The sequence below is a fragment of the Aquidulcibacter sp. genome, assembly GCF_044346625.1.
Classification (GTDB): domain Bacteria; phylum Pseudomonadota; class Alphaproteobacteria; order Caulobacterales; family Aquidulcibacteraceae; genus Aquidulcibacter.
The window spans coordinates 40,496-58,838 of the sequence record NZ_JBIIYV010000011.1 but is presented as its reverse complement, the minus strand read 5'-3'; the positions used below and the strand labels follow the sequence as shown (position 1 = coordinate 58,838).

Below are 18,343 nucleotides of genomic sequence, written 5' to 3'. Positions count from 1 at the left end.
GACGTTTGCCAAGTCCACCCCGGTTTGATCGGGCTTTACGCGGACCTTCACGTTATAATCAATGACCCGCTTAACGGGTACGAGGACTTTCATGGGGCGTCTCCACTGAGTGAGCTTTTGGTTATCAGGGGCAAGTTAGCCTAACTTGCCCCATTTTCCAATTTTCGTTTGAGTCTGGTTTAAACATGGGTCGGTTTAGTGAACCGACCAGATTTATTTTGGTGCGGCTTCAGGAGCCGGTGCAGCGGCTGGTACAGCGGCGGGCGCAGCAGCGTCCGCAGGAGCAGCAGCACCCTCGGCCGCCGGAGCGGCGGCGTCTGCCGGCGGAGCAGCGGCGGCTGCAGCTGCTGCAGCTTGAGCTGGATCACGGGTCGGGTCTGGGGCGGGCAGCCGGGCTGGTGATGGCGACAAGGAGTGCAGATAGGCAACCAAGGCCACACGATCAGACGCCTTGCCCATCCCGGCATAGGCCATGGCGGTGCCTTTGATATAGCTTTTGGGAGCCTTCAAGAAGTTATAAAGGCCGTCATAATCCCAAGCTTTGCCATAGGCTTTCATCGCGTCGGAGTAGCCAAAGCCAGCATGGCTGCCAGCGGTGCGACCAAAAATACCGTAAAGGGCTGGGCCGGTTTTGTTGGCACCGCCTGGATCAACGCTGTGGCAGGACGCGCAGACTTTGTGCAATTTGTCGCCTTGGGCAACCAATTCAGCTGTCTTGGCAGGATCGGCCAAGACAGTTCCCCAGTCTGGCAACAAATCAGGTCCAGAAGCAGCCTCTGCGCCCCCGGCAGGTGCTTCTGCAACTTCGACTGGAAAGCCGACAGCTTCGTGATCGTTGGCATAAACCATATCGCCCATCGTACGAAGGCCCATAATCCCCAAGCCGGTCGCCAAAACGGCGCCAGCTACCATGTTGAACCACAGATTGTTGCTGCTCATAACGGTGTTAATATCCCTGTTGCATCGCGGCAGTCCTTAACCAAACCTCATTCTTTCAAGGGCGATTTGCGGACTTTGCGTATTAGATTGTCCTATGGCATGCGTCTTAGCGGCTTTCAACAGTTTGTGCTGTGGCACCGCGCAGACTTAGGCTCGCATTCTGTGGCTTTGAGCATTAAGAACGCCTCCTCGCAAAGGGTCATCACCATGTCGCAACCCCTTATTGTTATCCCGGCCCGCTTGGCGGCGACCCGGCTACCCGGCAAGCCTTTGGCCGATATCGCGGGCAAGCCGATGATTGCGCGGGTAATTGAGCGCGCACTTTTGGCCGGGCTTGGCCCGGTCGCAGTCGCTGCAGGAGAGCCTGAGATTGTTGCCGCGGCTCAAGCTGCCGGTGCCATGGCTGTGCTGACAGACCCCGATTTGCCCTCTGGTTCGGACCGAATTCATGCCGCACTTGCGGAATTAGACCCTGAAGGCATTTTTGATCCGATCATCAATCTGCAAGGCGATATGCCAACGCTTAATCCCGTTTTGATCCAGCAGGGGCTTGCAGCACTTGAAGATGCCCCGGACGCGGCGCTATCCACCTTGGTTTCACCCAGTACGGATCCAGCCGATCGCGCCGATCCCAATGTGGTGAAGGCTGTCGTTTCTTGGCCAGATGATGGTGCAGCGGGTGCGACAACGGGTCGCTGTCTCTATTTCACAAGGGCCGACGCCCCTTCGGGCGCGGGACCGATTCAGCGCCATGTTGGCCTATATGTTTGGCGGCGCAGAGCTCTCGCCCGCTTTGTGGCTGCACCCCCGTCGCCATTGGAGCTACGCGAGAAGCTGGAACAATTGCGGGCGCTAGAGCTGGGCATGACCATTGTCGCCCGTGCCGTCGATGAGTTCCCAAAAGGCGTCGACACGCCAGAACATTTAGAAAGTGCCAGAGCGTGGTACCAGGAGCAGGCAAAGTGAGCGATTTCGTTGAAGGTAAGATCGCCTTTCAGGGCGAGTTGGGGGCCAATTCCCATGCAGCCGCCAAAGCGGCGTGCCCTTCCTTAGAGCCTCTGCCCTGTCAGACGTTTGAGGATGCGTTTGCCGCGGTGGCCGGTGGCAAGGCTGTTCGCGCGATGATTGCGATTGAAAACACCTTGGCCGGCCGCGTCGGCGATGTGCACCATCTTCTGCCTGAAGCGGGCCTTTATATTGTTGGGGAGTATTTTGCCCCCATCCACCACCAATTGGTGGGCGTGAAAGGCGCGACTTTGAGCGATATCAAAAAGATCCGCTCCCACCCCATGGCGCTAGGCCAATGCCGCAAAATCATACGTGAACTGGGGGCAGAAGCCGTCAAGACCGCTGATACGGCTGGCGCTGTCCGCGAAATCAGCGAGATGGGCGATAAAAGTGTTGCCGCGCTTGGTTCGACCCTCGCGGCTGCCTTCTATGATCTGCCGATCCTGCGGCCCGATGTGGAGGATGAGCCCCATAACGCGACCCGCTTTGTCATTCTCTCTGCGACGCCAGACGATGCAGACCTAGAAGATGGCAAGTGCATCACCAGCTTCGTATTCCAGGTCCGCAATATTCCCGCAGCCCTTTATAAAGCCATGGGCGGGTTTGCTACCAATGGCGTCAACATGACGAAGCTGGAGAGTTATCAGATCGGCGGCAGTTTCAATGCCACCCAATTCTACGCCGATATTGAAGGCCATCCCAATGAGCGCAATGTGCAATTGGCATTGCAGGAATTGAAGTTTTTTTCCGCAGAGCTGAAAGTCCTGGGCGTCTACAAAGCCCATGCGTTTCGCAAGTTGGGATCCGGCACACCTGCCAGCTAATCACCGAAAGGCACATATGCCATGAAGCCCTTACCGCCTGCCCTGCGCAAAGAGGCCGTCACCTCGCTGGAGCAATTTTGCGCCGAACAATTTGACGAGCCAGTTGGCAATCTGGCGGTTGAGGCCTTGTTCGACTTTTTGGCCGCCGAACTAGGGCCGATCTTCTATAATCAAGGCGTCAAAGACGCCCAAGCCCGCATCCAAGGCGTGATCACGGACCTCGATCAAGAAGTCTATCAAGAGCCATTTACCTATTGGCGACGGAAGCGGTGAGGGCGGGCCGGAAAGGTGCGTTGGTGAGGTAAGATAAGCGGGACTCTGCTGGCCACATTTGGTGGGTTGCAACGCAATCGTTTGTCACGGGCTTGTCATGGCGCATGTGCATACCAGTGGGCAGGGGGATAGGCTTTGAACATTCTTTTGATAACGCTGGATCAATTTCGCGCGGACTGTCTGTCTGCCGCTGGCCACCCTTTGGTGCGCACGCCCGCGCTGGACTATTTGGCGCAACAAGGTGTTCGGTTTGCGCGGCATTATAGTAATTCCGCCCCCTGTGGGCCGGGTCGCGCGTGTCTTTATGCGGGCACTTACCAGATGAATAATCGCGTCGTTGCCAATGGCACGCCATTGGATGCACGCTTTGACAATATCGCCCTCGCCGCCCGGCGGGCCGGCTATAAACCTTGCCTGTTTGGCTATACGGACCAAAGCGTGGACCCGCGCGTGACCACGGGGCCGGACGATCCTCGGCTAGCAAGCTATGAAGGCGTTCTTCCGGGTTTTGAACCGGGTCTCGTCTCTCGCCCTGGCCATCCAACTGAATGGCTCGAATTTCTGCGCGAGCAGGGCCACACAGTGAGTGATGATTGGCGCGAGGCTGCGTCAACCGAGCCAAATAGGCCAGCGGAACACAGCATTACAGCTTGGCTGACCGACCGCTTTCTAAACTGGCTTCCCCAAAAGCAAAAACCTTGGTTTGCCCACCTTAGCCATATTCGCCCGCACGAGCCTTTCGCGGCGGCAGGGGAGTATGCGCATGCCTATGATCCAAACGACTGTGCGCCTCCGATAGAGCCCGCCGCAGACTGCCACCCCTTCCACAAGCGATTGCTTCAAGTCGAGGGCCTTGCGGCACCTAAAGACGCCAAAGCCATGGCGCAAATTCAGGCCCAGTATTTTGGCATGATCTCAGAAGTCGATGCCCAACTGGCACGCGTTTGGGAGGCCCTGAAGGCCAGCGGTCAGTGGGAGGATACCTTTATCATCGTCACTTCTGACCATGGCGAAAATCTCGGCGATCATGGCCTTATTCAAAAATGCGCTTGGTTTGAGGCGAGCTATCATATCCTGTCCATCCTCCGCGACCCGCGCGCACCGCAGGCCCACGGCAGCGTGGTCAATCGCTTTACCGAAGCGGTTGATATTTTCCCAACACTGGCTGAGGTCATGGGCATCGAGGTGCCGTTGCAATGTGATGGCCTGCCATTGACGCCGTTCTTGAACGGCGCAGAGCCTGCGCACTGGCGGGTGGCGGCGCATTGGGAATGGGATTGGCGCTATACCCACATCCCGTTTGGACCCCATGTTTGGCCTTGGGACCGTAGACTTGAAGACAAGACCATGATGATCCACCGCGACGACACGATTGGCTATGTTCAGTTCGGCAGTGGCGAAGCAATCGCCTTTGATCTATCGCTCGACCCGACTTGGCGTACACCGGTAACTGAGCCATCGCGGCTACTCAGCGCCGCGCAAGCCCTGCTCAGCTGGCGCGCCTGTCATGCGGATCGCACGATGACCGGGATGTTGATTGAAGCGGGTGGCATTGGGCGTTGGCCGCCTATGCCTGAAAATTGGGGAAACACAGATGCAAAATGAACCCTTTACCAGTATCGATGTCCTGATTACCCATTTGGAGGCATGGTCCGATCAAGCTTCCGTCGAGGTTGAGGGGCTCACGGAACTCGACCATGGTCTACAATGTGCGGAGACCTTGGCCGCCCAATCGCCAGACGATGCAGAACTGGCGATTGCCGGTCTGGTTCATGATATTGGCCATAAGATTACCTCGCCTGAGACACACGCCGAAGATGGTGCTGCCTTGCTGGAGGGGCTGTTGGGCAGCCGTGTTGCCGCGATTGTTGGCTTGCACGTCGCCGCCAAACGCTATCTCGTTACGACCGATCCAGATTATCGCGCCTTATTGTCGCCCGGCAGTGTCGAGACTTTAAGGATGCAGGGCGGCGACATGACCCCAGATGAGGTCGCTGCTTTTGAAGCTAGACCCTGGTGGCAAGACGCGGTTCGCCTGCGCCGCGCCGATGAAGCGGCCAAGGTTGTGGGCCGCACGACGCGTGGTCTGAGTGATTGGCTGCCGAAACTGCATCAGCTGGCGGGTTGAAAGAAGCATAAGAATGTCCTGGTAATTGGCGACATTTTCTGAGCATGCATCAGGTCAGCTCGATCTCTAGTCCCCCCTGTAACCAAAGCCGACCTCCCCCCGTATCCTCCTACAAGACACGATAGGAGGCCACGGCCATGAAGTTTAAGAGCATTGCGGCTGCGGCCATTTCGGTTTTTGGGGCAGCCATCTTTCTCGATAGCTTGCGCTATAAATTTACCGACCACCCAAAGACCCAAGTCATTTTCGGGGCGCTGGATGGCTGGGCGGGCTCCTTGGGGCTGCCCGGGCTTTTCGCCCACACCGGGCTTTTCAGCCAATATGTGATTGGCTCGGCAGAGCTTGTGGCTTCAACCTTATTGATCGTGGGTTTGTTGCCGCGCCTACAGCGCTTAAATGCGCTGGGTGCTTTGATCGCTTTTGCAGTGATGGCAGGCGCGGTTAGCTTCCATCTGTTCACGCCTTTGGGCATTGATCCAAACAAGGACGGCGGTGGCCTGTTTGCCGCTGCGGCGACCTTGCTGACCGGCTCTGTCGTTCTGATCGGCCTTCGACTGCCAGATATTTTTGGCATGTTGGGTGATCTACGTCGCGTTTTTGTGGCCGATGCCTCCATGAGCCAAGATACAATCCCTATGACCCAAGTGGCGATGTAAACTAACGCCGCCGTCTCCTCCCCAGACCATGCCTTATTAAACATCTCATTCACGGAAAGGATTCCCACCATGAAACCCCTCAAACTTGCCCTGATTTTGGCCCTTGCCCTTAGCCCGCTGGTGATTGCTGGCCCTGCTCTCGCCGATAAAGCTCCGGTCTGGACTAGCTTTGGCTCCAACGTCGCCATCAAGGGCTATGACCCCGTCGCCTATTTTTCAGCTGGCAAGCCAGTAAAAGGCACGGCCCAATTCAAAGCCACTTATCAGGGTGCCGAATTCCAGTTTGCGAGCGCAGCTAATCGCGACACTTTTGCCGCCAATCCCGCGCGCTACGCGCCCCAATTTGGTGGCTATTGCGCTTGGGCGGTCAGCCAGGGCTATACAGCCGGGATTGATCCCAATGCGTGGGCGATTGTCGGCGGCAAGCTCTATCTGAATTACAACAAGGATATTCAGACTCGCTGGCAACAAAATACGGCTGGCAACATTGCTGCTGCCAACCGTAACTGGCCGACTGTCTTGAAGAAGTAGTGCGACTAAACCTTAAGCCGCGTCTGTTGCGTCGTCTTTCAGGGCCTTAGCAAGGTCTAGAAGGCGCCGCCGTGGGCGTTCGCCCAGACGATAATAGGCGCGGATCAGTTCCAATGTTTCTTTCTGGCGCAATACTTCTGACCCGATCTCATCATCATTGGCTGGCGGCTCATTAGCGGCCGTCATAGTGGTCAAGCCATCATAGAAATATTGCACCGCGATCGAGAGGGCACCCGCCAACTCAAACAAGCGGCTCGCCGTGATGCGGTTGGCACCACATTCATACTTCTGGATCTGCTGGAAGCGAATGCCCACGCTATCGGCCAATTGCTGCTGGGTCATGCCCATCAAACGACGGCGACGTCGCAAACGGCGGCCCACATGTAGGTCGATTGAATTGGCCATCTAGTCCTCCTGGTCATCAAAACAGAAGCGTCGGGCCACCGGAACGATCCGAAACGGGACGGCCAACGCTGTTACGATGGGTAGATTGCAAGGGGCATGCCGCTGAAGTGCGTGGTTTGCAGCACAAGGTGCTTGCCGTAATCGCGCCTCGCGCTTAGCTTGCTGCAACTGCGAAGAAAGCAGTTAGATATCAAAGGGCAGGTCTTTCCATCAAATGGCACAAATCAAAATAATTGGCGTTGTTGGCGCGGGTCAAATGGGGAATGGCATTGCCCATGTTGCGGCTTTGGCAGGATATGATGTCTTTTTGACTGACATCTCCCAAGATAAGTTAGACGCAGGTCGCACGCTGATTGAGCGCAATTTGACCCGTCAAGCGGCGCGCGGCTTGATCAAAGACGCCGAAATTGCCCCCGCCATGGCGCGCATTGTGACGACCACGGCGATTGAGGACCTGTCCGCCATCGATTTGGCCATTGAAGCGGCCAGCGAGAAAGAAGATATCAAGCGCGCGATCTTCAAGTCCTTGTGTGCCATTGTCCGGCCAGACACGATTCTGGCGTCAAATACCTCATCGCTCTCCATTACGCGGCTGGGTTCTTCCACCGATCGGCCAGAGCGGTTCATCGGGCTGCACTTTATGAATCCTGTGCCGATGATGAAGCTGGTGGAAGTTATTCGTGGCCTTGCCACCAATGAAGAAACCTATGAAGCGGCCACCCAAGTGGTTACTGCCATGGGCAAAACGATCACCAATGCCGAAGACTTCCCGGCCTTTATCGTCAACCGCGTCTTGATCCCGATGATCAATGAAGCTGTCTATACGCTCTATGAAGGCGTCGGCACGGTTGAAGGCATTGATAAGGCTATGCGCTTGGGTGCCAATCACCCGATGGGCCCATTGGAACTGGCAGACTTCATCGGCCTCGACACCATTTTGTCGATCATGCAGATCCTGAATGAAGGCTTGGCTGACACGAAATATCGCCCATGCCCGCTTTTGGTCAAATATGTGGAAGCCGGCTGGCTCGGTCGGAAAACCGACCGCGGCTTCTATGATTATCGCGGCGAAACGCCGGTCCCAACGCGCTAGTTCCAGCGGGTTTGGCATCGAGCGGAGTACCCCTTCGCTGCGTACATGGTCATCGCGAACGGCATGGCCGAAGCGAGATCTTGATCCGCAAAGTCCGATGAAGTCCCCGCTCTGCGCTTTGCTTCGGCGGGGTGACGCTGGGTGTTGGCGCGCGCAGCACTAGCTGCGCATGTCACCGCGTACAGATGCTCAGATAGTGCTGCGCGCTCCTTTGAGGGCACTGAGAATTGTCGGTTGGGGGAAATAGAGCGAACCCCTCACCCCCGACCCGTCGACCTATTGGTCGACCCCAAAGGCAAGGGGGCCAGCGCCCAACAGCAAATATTTATTTGGTTCCCACCCGCGTAGAATTAATGCCCTTTTGCTTCAAGAAGGCCTGCACGCTATCGGGGCCACTCAAATGACCGGCACCGACAGCCACAAACACCGTGCCGGGCTTAGCCATACGGGCGGAGACCCATTCGGCCCAGCGCTCGTTGCGATCCGTCAAAATCAGTTTGGCCAATTCGGGTTGGGTGCGAAGGCTGGTCGTCATCAACTCGCCAAGTTTGTCCGCATTACCCGTCTTCCAAGCATCAATCATGTCATTCAGCATATTTGTCGCTTGGTCCCAATCCTCGATGGTTGAGACCAGCATCGCCTTTTGCTGTTGGTCGGTCAAATTGGCGAAGAAGCCAATTTGCTCTGCGCCGGTTTCAAAGCCTTCCACCGGCTTGTTTGCCGCGCGGGCCAATCCGTCGAGGGTTTTGTCGACACCCTGGTTCGGGTCGAGGCCAAGCTTTTGATAGAGGCCCATTGCCAAAATCAGACTTCCCATCCAAGGCTGCATTTGCTGGATGGCTTGGGGCGGAAAGCCGCTTTGCGCAATGATGGTGCCTAAGGCCGACTTTTGGGCTTCGGTGAGGCCATCATAAATCGTCTTGCCGGGGGGCAATTGGCCCTTGGAGGCCATTAGATTAGCAATGATCGGGGCCTCGGCCTCCATATTGGCGATCTCGAGGCGCAAAGTGTCCGCGCTTTCGAAGGCGGCTTTCACTTTGCCATGGTTCCAATCGATGCCAGGGGCCATCAAGTGAAAGGTACCAAACAGATAGATGGTGGTGTCGCTATCTTTCACCACCCACATGGCCGGGGTGGCCTTTTGGGTGGTAGCCGCTGCCGCCGCAGCTGGTGCCGGTTGAGCCATCACGGATGGCGCTTGGAATAGGGCAAAACTGAAAGCTGACAAAGCTGCGAATAGAGTCTTTTTCATCATCATAATCCTCATCTGAGTTATGGTTGGGTTGGGAGGTTAAAACAACGTCTTGAGGGGCTGGCTCAGGCCCGATTTCGTTTGAGCCAAAGGTGCGTCCAAATGGCGAAGTAAGATACAAGAAGGACCAGAATGGACGCGGCCATGCCAGCCGCGAAGGCATGGGTTTTGGTGCCGAGCAGGATCTCTAGGCTAGGCAACGCAAACTTGGGGAAGCCGATGAGGGCGGCAATTGGCACAAAGCAGATTGCGAGCGAGAACACGGCGCTCCAATAAAATGCCGCTTCATGCGTGTGACGGGCCAACTCATCGAGGAGTTTAGTGTAGTAAATGGTCGCACCAACCCCGATCATCATGGCGAGGCTTATTAGTCCGATGAATAGGCCACTGGGTCCGGTTGCCGCATTTAAACGCACCAAGAAGCCAATCGCGCCCCCAGCCAAGAGCGAGCCGACGATATAGACATTGATCTTGGCCTGTCGCGACCATTTCGCTTTTTTGGGCAAGGAGGAGGTATCGTTCATGGGGTATCCTCAAAGATGGCCTCAATCGGCAACGCAAATAGACGCGCAATCTTGAAGGCTAAGGGCAGGGAGGGATCGTATTTCCCTGTTTCCAAGGCGTTGATGGTTTGGCGGGAGACGTCGAGTGCGTCCGCGAGATCAGATTGCGACCAATCCCGCTCGGCACGGAGAACTTTGAGACGGTTTTTCATGCGTCCTCTGGCTCCTCCACTTCGAGCATCGTGGGGTCTCGCTTGCTTACCACCCAGCCGTAGGCGATCAGATAGATGATTTGGTAGAGGACAAGGCCCGAGTAGAGCGAAACGGCGGGCATCAGGCCTGTTGCCACGGCGGAACCTGCGACGAGGAGTATGGTCACCATGATGTAGGATGCTAGCGCCCCAGCCTCCAGCCAAATTGCTCGAAAGAATTCATCCAAAAGGAACCAAAGTCTGTGGCCGGTCCAAACCATGGCAACACCACTTGCGAGGCCAATCAAGAACAGGGGCCAAGACATGCTCGAAGGTCCCTTAGGATGAAATTCGTAGAAAGTCAGGATGCCAAGTAGTGCTGCGTAAGCGACGTAAAACGCCACAAGATAAGGGTAAGCTTTGCGAGCGGAGGGACTAGTGCCGAGGCCACCAGTCAAGGCACGATTGTTGGCGACACGCTTGTTGACGATAGCGAGCGCAAAGATGATGGCGGACGCAATATAGGCACCAAGCAAGAGGAAGCCCAACAAGGCGCTCATATAAGGAACAAAATCTCGTTCGAAAACAAACCGTGCGACATCCTCAACCTTGGTTCCCTTAGTATGAGTGGCAATCAGATAACCGGAAATCCCGCCCACGACCGCCCAAATCGCGGTACTGACCACGAATTTCATCCAAGGGTTTCCCGGTCGCTTTTGATTGATAACCTCCGACATATGTCAGGCTTCCTTGCTATTATGACAAGGACACTTGTCACACATCGGCAAGGTAATGTCAAGCACCCTTGTCAAAAAGACAGGACTGCTTGTCAGTTCCTTGAATCTAGGGACTTAATCTAGGACGCGCTTGAGGGCATCGGCCCAGCCGCTGAGACGGGTTTGGCGGACTGGATCGGCCATTGCGGGGCTAAAGCGCTCAACCTGGCCCCGCATGATTGCTGCCTCTTCCAGCGAGCCATAAAGCCCACAGCCAACGCCTGCGAGCATGGCAGCACCCAGAGCCGTTGTCTCGATGAAACGCGGACGCTCGACATCAATAGTCAGAATATCAGCGAGATCCTGCGCCATCCAGTCGTTCGCAACCATGCCGCCATCAATCCGGACTTCGGCCCAATCGGCCCCGTCAGCCGCAAAAGCGGTCTTGAGGTCAAAGGTCTGGTGCGCCATGGCCTCTAGGGCCGCACGCACCACATGGGCCCTCTTGGCAGAGAAGCTGAGGCCATGGATCGCGCCGCGGGCATGGGGCTGCCAATGGGGTGCGCCAAGGCCCGATAGGGCAGGCACGAGATAGACCCCGCCATTGTCTGGCACAGCGCGCGCAAGGCCTTCAGAATCTGAGGCCCGCTCGATCAGGCCCAAATCATCGCGCAGCCATTGCATCAGGCTTCCGGCCACAAAGACCGATCCTTCCAGTGCATAATGGCGCACGCCGTCCAATTGCCACGCAATGGTCGCGAGTAAACGGTTCTTGGATTGCGGCAGTGTCCGGCCGGTCTGGGTCAGGACAAAGGCGCCGGTGCCAAAGGTTGCTTTGGTCTGGCCGGGCTCTAAGCAGGCTTGGCCAATGGTTGCGGCTTGTTGGTCGCCGGCCATGCCGGAAATGGCAATGGAGCCGCCGAACAGCTCAGGCAGCGTTTGGCCTAACGGCCCGGCGCAATCGACGATCTGGGGTAAGATGTGCCGTGGCACACCGAAAAGGTCACATAGGCCATCATCCCAACCCGCGCTGCCAATAGCCATCAGCGCCGTGCGCGAGGCATTGGTCGCGTCTGAAATGTGGGCGCCACCGGTCAGGCGATAGACCAGATAGCTCTCAATTGTTCCAACTGCGAGCTTGTCCCCTGCCGCTTCGAGTTGAGGCCAATTACTCAGGGCCCAGCCGATCTTGGAGCCGGAGAAATAGGGGTCGAGCAAGAGGCCGGTCTTGGCCTGCACGATGGCTTCTTGACCTTGATCTTTCAGAGCCTGACACAAATCGGCCGTCCGACGGTCTTGCCACACAATGGCAGGGGCCAAAGGCTTGCCCGTCGTCTTGTCCCAAAACACGATGGTCTCGCGCTGGTTGGTGATGCCAATGCCGGCAATCTGTAAGGCCCCACCCGCCTTCGTCACCATCTCCTGCGCACAGGCCAAAGTGAGGGTCCAGATTTCCTCGGCATCATGTTCGACCAAACCAGGTGCCGGATAGTGCTGGGTCAAAGGCCGTTGCGCGCTGCCGAGGCAGGTACCATCGGCTTCAAACAGCATCACGCGGGTGGAGGTGGTGCCTTCATCAATAACAAGGATCTTACCGCTCATGGTTCCAACGCCCTCATCGCGCGCCCCTTGGCGCTGAAAATGAACACGGCCTTATTGCCAAACACCCAGCGATTGACGCTCAAGGCTGTGATGACTGAGGTGATCAAGACGATCAGCATCACGTCGATATAGTGCAGCCAATAAAGGCCGATGTGCTGATAGAAGGTCTCGCCCGGATACAAGGTGTCAGGCTTGTACAGCACGAAATTGTGGAAGCCATAGAGCAGGAAGCCAAACACAAGGCCAGCAATCGCTGCCCGCGCATCGACATTGCGGAACAACAGCCCTGCAATAAAGGCAGACAGGATGGGCATGGAGAAGAGGCCATTCAACTCTTGCAAGAGATTGATGATGCTCTTGGCATTCTGGAACACGGGTATCAGCGCAATTGAGGTCACCGTCAAAACGGCGGAGGCAATCGCTGCCAGGCGCCAATGGTTCTTCACCGTACCGATGAACTTCTCATGGAAGTCGATGGAATAAAGCGCGACGCTGGAATTTAGAATAGCGCTGGTATGAGCGATCACCGCAGCGGCCATCATGGCGGCAAAGGCACCCGACATCCAAGACGGCAACACGTGGGCAACAAGCTTGCCATAAGCGGCGTCTCCCACACTGCCAAAAAGCTTGTAAGCTACAACGCCGGGGATCACCACGATTGCGGGGATGATCAGGATACGCACGACAGCAGCAGCCAAAACCCCTTTTTGGGCTTCTTGCACGGTGGGGGCCGTCATGGCCTTTTGGGTGATGTTCTGGTTGGTCGACCAATAGAAGATTTGGATGAACAACATGCCGGTAAACAGCGTGTGGAACGGAATGGGCGAGGTGAAGGAGCCGATCATGGAGATGCGCTCTTCGGGAACGCCAGATACCAGATCAAAATTGACCGCGGCCATCGCCAAGATCACAACAAGAAACGCAATCGCCAGAACACCAATGCCAGAATAGGTATCCATCACCGCCACCGCCCGCAGGCCGCCGGTGATGGTATAAAGGGCAGCAATAATGGCCATAGGTGCCGCAAACCACAAAAGCGACCAGTCGACACCAAACATGGTTTGCAGGAACAAGCTGCCGCTATAAAGCGCCGCTGGCAAATAGATCAGCACATTGCCGATCAGGAACAGCGCAGAAATCACGGTGCGGATGCTGCCGCCCTTATAGCGCTTCTCCAACAGCTCCGTCACGGTGGTACAATTGTTCCGATAGTAGATGGGCACAAAGACAAAGGCCAAAATAAGGAGACCAAAGAAGCCGCAAATCTCCCACCAAGCTAGCAAGAGCATCTGATTGCCATTCATGCCGACCAATTGCTCGGTCGAGAGGTTGGTTAGCGTGATGGCGCCAGCGACAAACAGCCAAGACAGGCCACCCCCTGCGAGAAAGACTTCTCGGGTAGTTCCGCCGTCCTTCTGCCGATCCTTATGGCCAGCCCCTGCGCCATGTACTTTCCAATAGGTCAGGATGGCGATGAGGGCGGTTAGCCCGAAGAAAATACCAATTTGTAACGCCGACGCGCTGCCTTGAAACATGGCATTTCCCCCTTGCCTTTTCTTTAGCCGCTGACACTAGTAAGCCCTTCCGCCTGAGGCAAGCTTCGGAAATGGAAAATAAAAGCGGGCTTTCCGTGCGAGACTTGGCAGACTTAGTTTTAGGAACAATAACATTATGGATAATCTGATCCTGCACGGCGGTGGGGCGAGTTTGGTGGTGGCGGTAAAGCTCGGGGCTCCACCTGCAATCCTGCATTGGGGCCCAAGATTACCTGATAATGTTGACCCAACGCTCCTTAAGGCGCTCGCCAGCTATCAAGGCGGGCCGGGCAGTGCCGACGTCTTTGTGTCCGCATCCTTGGCGATGGAGGCAGGCCTCGGCCTCCTCGGGCCAACGGGTGTGGTCGTGCACCGGGCCGGGCAAGATTGGGGTAGCCGGTTTGTGGTCACAGAAACCGCTGTCGACACCGATCGCATTCAGATTTTTTGCCGCGATGACCACACCCAGATTGGTCTGACCTATGATTTGCGCCTCAATGCGGTAACGGGAGTTCTGACTGTTAATTCGTCCCTGACTAATTTGGGCGAAGGCCCACTTGAAGTCACCGAATGCACCACAGCGGTGCTGCCCATCGCCAATCACATGACGGATCTGATCGGATTTACGGGCCGCTGGGCCTTGGAATTTCAGCGCGAACGCATCAAGCGCTTTGCGGGCACCTATCTGCGCGAAAGCCGTCGGGGCCGCACCTCGCATGACGGGCTTCCCGCCATTATTTTATGTACCGACACGACGGATGAGAGCCAGGGTGAGGCTTATGGTCTGCATTTGGGCTGGAGCGGCAATCATCGTATCCGGGTGGATAGTCTCCATGATGGACGGGTGTTTATAGGGCTTGGGGCCCTGCTCGGACCCGGTGAGATCCGCTTAGAACAGGGTCAAACTTTCCACGCGCCAATCATTCATGCCGCTTATAGCCGTGAAGGCCTCTCGGGTCTCAGTCAGCATTTCCATGCCCATGTCCGCCGTCAGATATTGCGACCAGAGACCCGCGCCAAGGTGCGCCCCGTCCACTATAATACGTGGGAAGCGGTGTTCTTTGACCATGATCTCGACCGCCTCAAGGCCATCGCTGATCGCGCAGCGGCGGTTGGCGTCGAGCGGTTTGTGCTCGATGATGGCTGGTTTGGCTCCCGCCGCGATGATACTTCAGGGCTGGGCGATTGGTATGTGTCGGCAGATGTCTATCCCGAGGGCCTAAAGCCGCTGATTGACTATGTCACCGGGCTGGGCATGGAGATGGGCATTTGGTTTGAGCCTGAAATGGTCAATCCAGATTCTGACCTCTATCGCGCCCATCCCGACTGGGTGCTGGGCTTGGCCCAGGTCGAGCAAGTGCTATTCCGGAACCAACTCGTGCTGGATATCTCCAGGCCAGAGGTCTCCGACTATCTGTTTGAGCGGATCGATGCTGTGCTGCGCGACCATGAGATTGCCTATGTCAAATGGGACATGAACCGCGACATCAGCCATCCAGGCGATCACCGAGGCTATCAGCGCTCGCACGCCCAAGTTGATGCGCTTTATGCCTTGTTGCAGCGCCTGCGCGTCGCCCACCCGAGCGTTGAGTTTGAATCCTGCGCCTCAGGTGGCGCACGCGCTGATTATGGGGTGTTGAGCTATACCGACCGGATTTGGACGTCGGACAGCAATGATGCGCTCGACCGCCAAGATATCCAGCGTGGGGCCAGCTTCTTCTTCCCACTGGAAGTTCTAGGCGCCCATGTCGGGCCGCGCCGCTGCCATATCACCGGACGCACGCTTTCCATGGCGATGCGGGCAGGGACGGCTATGATTGGGCATATGGGCCTTGAGCTCAATCTGTTGGAAGAGTCTGAAGCTGAGCTTTCGATCCTGAAAGAGGCGATTGCATGCCATAAGGCGCACCGAGACCTGCTGCATACCGGCAATCTGGTGCGCTTAAAGACTTCAGACGAGCTGATGGGTATGGGTGTGATCGCGCAAGATCAGACCGAAGCCCTTTTCTCCATAGCGATTATGCGAAGTCAGGTGCAGCGCCTGTTGCCGCGCGTCCTGTTCCACGGCCTCGACCCAGACAGGAGCTATCGCGTGAAACTGGCTTGGCCAAGCAAATTCCGATCGTGGTCGGCTGGCTCGAGTGTGGAAGCGTTGGATCTGACGGGCGAAGGCCAAGTGCTGCCAGGTCGGCTGTTACAAGAGGTCGGCTTAGGCCTGCCGTTGACGGCCCCCGAGCAAGTATTGATCTTCCATCTGCGCGCGCTGGGGCCAGATTGATTGCTTAACGGTATCTGGCCCTTTCCCCTGCGGGCCTGTCAGGCTATGTCGACCCCATGACTCCCCGTGAAAACATCCGTAATTTTTCCATCGTTGCCCATATTGACCATGGCAAGTCCACTTTGTCAGACCGCCTGATCCAATTGACCGGCGGCCTCACCCAGCGTGAGATGAAGGAACAAGTGCTCGACAGCATGGATATTGAGCGTGAGCGTGGCATTACGATCAAGGCGCAAACCGTGCGCCTCGAGTTCCAGCGTGAGGGTCAAGACTATATCCTAAATCTGATCGACACCCCGGGCCATGTCGACTTTGCTTATGAAGTCTCGCGCTCTTTAGCAGCATGCGAAGGCGCCCTCTTGGTGGTGGACGCCAGCCAAGGCGTAGAGGCTCAGACCTTGGCCAATGTCTATCAAGCGATTGATGCTGATCTAGAGATCGTGCCGGTCCTGAACAAGATTGATCTGCCCGCCGCAGAACCTGATCGCGTCAAGGCGCAGATCGAAGAAGTGATTGGGATCGATGCCTCTCAATCCGTGATGATCTCGGCCAAAACTGGGCTCGGCATTGAGGATGTTCTGGAAGCCATTATCACCCGCTTGCCGCCTCCCAAGACAGGCGACCGCGATGCGCCGTTGAAGGCTCTTTTGATGGACGCTTACTACGACCAATATTTGGGCGTTGTGGTTCTTGTCCGCATCATTGATGGCGTGATGAAAAAGGGCATGAAGGTCCGCATGATGGCGACGGGGGCCAATTACGCCCTTGACCGCGTTGGCGTGTTTAAGCCCAAGATTACCGAAGTAGACGAATTGGGACCCGGCGAAATCGGCTTCTTGACCGCTTCAATCAAGGAAGTGGCTGATGCAGCGGTTGGTGACACAATCACAGAAGAGCGTCGTCAAACGACCAGCATGCTGCCGGGCTTTAAGCCTGCCCAGCCGGTGGTGTTCTGCGGCCTGTTCCCAGTTGATGCCGCCGACTTTGAAGATTTGCGCGCCGCGATGGGCCGGCTGCGCCTGAATGACGCCAGTTTCTCCTACGAAATGGAAACCAGTGCGGCTCTAGGCTTTGGGTTCCGCTGCGGCTTCTTGGGTCTCCTGCATTTGGAGATCATTCAAGAGCGCCTGAGCCGCGAGTTTAATCTCGACCTGATCGCAACCGCCCCTTCGGTTGTCTATGAGATCAAGATGAAGAATGGCGAGACGCTTCATTTGCACAATCCAGCCGACATGCCCGATGTGATGGCGATTGAGGCAATTGAAGAGCCCTGGATTAAGGCGACCATCCTAACCCCGGACGAGTATCTGGGTGGCATTATGAAATTGTGCCAAGATCGCCGTGGCAACCAACGCGAGCTGACCTATGTCGGCACGCGTGCGATGTTGGTCTATGAATTGCCTTTGAATGAAGTCGTTTTTGACTTTTATGACCGCTTGAAGAGCATCTCAAAAGGCTATGCCTCGTTCGACTATACGATTGAGGATTATAAGCCCGGCAATCTGGTCAAAATGTCCATTCTCGTGAATGAAGAGCCCGTTGATGCCCTGTCGATGCTGGTCCATGCCGGCCGCGCTGAAATGCGTGGGCGCTCTATGTGCGAGAAGCTGAAGGACCTTATCCCGCAGCATTTGTTTAAAATCCCCATCCAAGCCGCCATTGGTGGCCGCGTGGTTGCGCGGGAAACCATCTCGGCCATGCGCAAGGATGTGACGGCGAAATGCTATGGCGGCGACGCCAGCCGCAAGCGCAAGCTTTTGGATAAGCAAAAGGCCGGTAAGAAGCGCATGCGCCAATTCGGCAGCGTCGATATCCCGCAAGAAGCCTTCATCGCTGCTTTGAAAATGGACGCCGACTAAGTTCAGACCTGCTTTTTAAGAACACCGCTTGCGAAAACCGGGATCAGATAAAGCAATAAGAAACCGGTATTGGAGATGGCGTTTCCCGGCGTGTTCAGGGCAACAGAAATGGTGCTGTCGACACCCCACCAAACCAAAATCGCCCCCGTCATCGGTCGCCAAAGCGACAGGTTTGGCTGCTTCAACGCCGTTTGCACGAGCGTGAGCAGGGTCAGGGCCCATCCCATCATCACGGCACCGAGAATGGCTGCGGTGAGGCGCAAGCTTTCATGCCACCCGCTCTGCCCATCCAATGGCCAATAAATCACATCATAGAAAAGGCGGACCGCCGCATCTGTTTGTGGCCAGGCGCTTCCCGCAAAGATGACGCCCAGACCCAGAACCAAATAGCACCAAACCGTCAACCACTGCCGCCAGATTGCTGACATGATCTGTCCCCCTTCCCTCAAACCTGTGGCACTTTAACAGACGGGCAAGCCGGATTACAATTACCTACTTGGTCATGTTGTCTGCTTGAGACGGTGGCATTCGTGCACCAATCCAGCGATGA

The 18,343-nt window shown here is 56.3% G+C and carries 19 protein-coding genes and 1 pseudogene; 10 read left to right on the top strand and 10 right to left on the bottom strand.

The genetic code is table 11. The features are described from left to right. Window positions 1–93 (bottom strand): annotated as a pseudogene (locus ACIQ20_RS05045) (electron transfer flavoprotein subunit beta/FixA family protein); the annotation flags it as partial. Between the two features lie 120 nt (window positions 94–213). After that, a complete protein-coding gene (locus ACIQ20_RS05040; RefSeq protein ID WP_395777989.1) occupies window positions 214–939 on the bottom strand; it encodes a c-type cytochrome in 726 nt (241 codons plus the stop codon). 207 nt (window positions 940–1,146) lie between these two features. Here ACIQ20_RS05040 and ACIQ20_RS05035 point away from each other — a divergent pair, with 207 nt between their 5' ends. From ACIQ20_RS05035 to ACIQ20_RS05005, 7 genes are all read left to right on the top strand, one after another. Then, window positions 1,147–1,905: a 3-deoxy-manno-octulosonate cytidylyltransferase gene (locus ACIQ20_RS05035; RefSeq protein WP_395777987.1), complete on the top strand. Its 759-nt coding sequence runs from the start codon at window positions 1,147–1,149 to the stop codon at window positions 1,903–1,905. Then, window positions 1,902–2,771 carry a prephenate dehydratase gene (locus ACIQ20_RS05030; RefSeq protein ID WP_395777985.1) on the top strand — a complete coding sequence of 290 codons (870 nt, stop codon included), beginning with the start codon at window positions 1,902–1,904 and terminating at the stop codon, window positions 2,769–2,771. The genes ACIQ20_RS05035 and ACIQ20_RS05030 overlap by 4 nt, the downstream gene beginning before the upstream one ends. Before the next feature lie 21 nt (window positions 2,772–2,792). Next, window positions 2,793–3,044, top strand: a complete 252-nt coding sequence (locus ACIQ20_RS05025) for a DUF2164 domain-containing protein (RefSeq protein ID WP_395777983.1) — start codon at window positions 2,793–2,795, stop codon at window positions 3,042–3,044. A gap of 135 nt (window positions 3,045–3,179) precedes the next feature. After that, entirely contained in the window at window positions 3,180–4,649 is a 1,470-nt protein-coding gene (locus ACIQ20_RS05020; RefSeq protein ID WP_395777981.1) for a sulfatase-like hydrolase/transferase, read from the top strand. Then, entirely contained in the window at window positions 4,639–5,172 is a 534-nt protein-coding gene (locus ACIQ20_RS05015) for an HD domain-containing protein (RefSeq protein ID WP_395777979.1), read from the top strand. The genes ACIQ20_RS05020 and ACIQ20_RS05015 overlap by 11 nt, the downstream gene beginning before the upstream one ends. 137 nt (window positions 5,173–5,309) lie before the next feature. Continuing rightward, on the top strand, window positions 5,310–5,828 hold the full coding sequence (locus ACIQ20_RS05010; protein ID WP_395777977.1) for a hypothetical protein: 519 nt from the start codon (window positions 5,310–5,312) through the stop codon (window positions 5,826–5,828). 69 nt (window positions 5,829–5,897) lie between these two features. Next, window positions 5,898–6,359, top strand: a complete 462-nt coding sequence (locus ACIQ20_RS05005) for a YHS domain-containing (seleno)protein (protein WP_395777975.1) — start codon at window positions 5,898–5,900, stop codon at window positions 6,357–6,359. A 12-nt stretch (window positions 6,360–6,371) separates the two neighbouring features. Here the strand turns inward: ACIQ20_RS05005 and ACIQ20_RS05000 are convergent, their stop codons facing one another. Beyond that, window positions 6,372–6,764 carry a helix-turn-helix domain-containing protein gene (locus ACIQ20_RS05000; protein WP_395777973.1) on the bottom strand — a complete coding sequence of 131 codons (393 nt, stop codon included), beginning with the start codon at window positions 6,762–6,764 and terminating at the stop codon, window positions 6,372–6,374. A 214-nt stretch (window positions 6,765–6,978) separates the two neighbouring features. Between ACIQ20_RS05000 and ACIQ20_RS04995 the strand changes: the two genes are divergently transcribed. Further along, window positions 6,979–7,857, top strand: coding sequence for a 3-hydroxybutyryl-CoA dehydrogenase (locus ACIQ20_RS04995; protein WP_395777971.1), 879 nt, complete (start codon window positions 6,979–6,981; stop codon window positions 7,855–7,857). 325 nt (window positions 7,858–8,182) lie between these two features. On the opposite strand, the gene ACIQ20_RS04990 is transcribed toward ACIQ20_RS04995, so the two are convergent. The 6 genes from ACIQ20_RS04990 to ACIQ20_RS04965 all read right to left on the bottom strand — a co-directional run bounded on the left by ACIQ20_RS04990 (window position 8,183) and on the right by ACIQ20_RS04965 (window position 13,656). After that, a complete protein-coding gene (locus ACIQ20_RS04990) occupies window positions 8,183–9,109 on the bottom strand; it encodes a TraB/GumN family protein (protein ID WP_395777969.1) in 927 nt (308 codons plus the stop codon). A 65-nt stretch (window positions 9,110–9,174) separates the two neighbouring features. Then, window positions 9,175–9,633: a hypothetical protein gene (locus ACIQ20_RS04985; RefSeq protein WP_395777967.1), complete on the bottom strand. Its 459-nt coding sequence runs from the start codon at window positions 9,631–9,633 to the stop codon at window positions 9,175–9,177. Further along, complete coding sequence (locus ACIQ20_RS04980) at window positions 9,630–9,824, bottom strand: helix-turn-helix transcriptional regulator (protein ID WP_395777965.1); 195 nt, start codon at window positions 9,822–9,824, stop codon at window positions 9,630–9,632. The genes ACIQ20_RS04985 and ACIQ20_RS04980 overlap by 4 nt, the downstream gene beginning before the upstream one ends. Next, a complete protein-coding gene (locus ACIQ20_RS04975) occupies window positions 9,821–10,498 on the bottom strand; it encodes a hypothetical protein (RefSeq protein WP_395777963.1) in 678 nt (225 codons plus the stop codon). The genes ACIQ20_RS04980 and ACIQ20_RS04975 overlap by 4 nt, the downstream gene beginning before the upstream one ends. A gap of 156 nt (window positions 10,499–10,654) precedes the next feature. Then, the gene (locus ACIQ20_RS04970; protein WP_395777961.1) at window positions 10,655–12,121 is read right to left on the bottom strand and encodes a glycerol kinase; all 1,467 of its coding nucleotides are present in this window, start codon (window positions 12,119–12,121) and stop codon (window positions 10,655–10,657) included. Beyond that, a complete protein-coding gene (locus ACIQ20_RS04965) occupies window positions 12,118–13,656 on the bottom strand; it encodes a sodium/solute symporter (protein WP_395777959.1) in 1,539 nt (512 codons plus the stop codon). The genes ACIQ20_RS04970 and ACIQ20_RS04965 overlap by 4 nt, the downstream gene beginning before the upstream one ends. A 136-nt stretch (window positions 13,657–13,792) precedes the next feature. On the opposite strand from ACIQ20_RS04965, the gene ACIQ20_RS04960 reads away from it, so the two are divergent. Together ACIQ20_RS04960 and lepA are read left to right on the top strand one after the other, a co-directional pair. Further along, window positions 13,793–15,934 (top strand): alpha-galactosidase, encoded by a 2,142-nt coding sequence (locus ACIQ20_RS04960; RefSeq protein ID WP_395777956.1) that lies wholly within the window; start codon window positions 13,793–13,795, stop codon window positions 15,932–15,934. A gap of 56 nt (window positions 15,935–15,990) precedes the next feature. Then, entirely contained in the window at window positions 15,991–17,793 is a 1,803-nt protein-coding gene (lepA, locus tag ACIQ20_RS04955) for a translation elongation factor 4 (protein WP_313589561.1), read from the top strand. Window positions 17,794–17,795: 2 nt separating this feature from the next. Here lepA and ACIQ20_RS04950 read toward each other — a convergent pair whose 3' ends face one another. Beyond that, window positions 17,796–18,221: a hypothetical protein gene (locus tag ACIQ20_RS04950; RefSeq protein WP_395777953.1), complete on the bottom strand. Its 426-nt coding sequence runs from the start codon at window positions 18,219–18,221 to the stop codon at window positions 17,796–17,798. Window positions 18,222–18,343 lie beyond the last annotated feature (122 nt).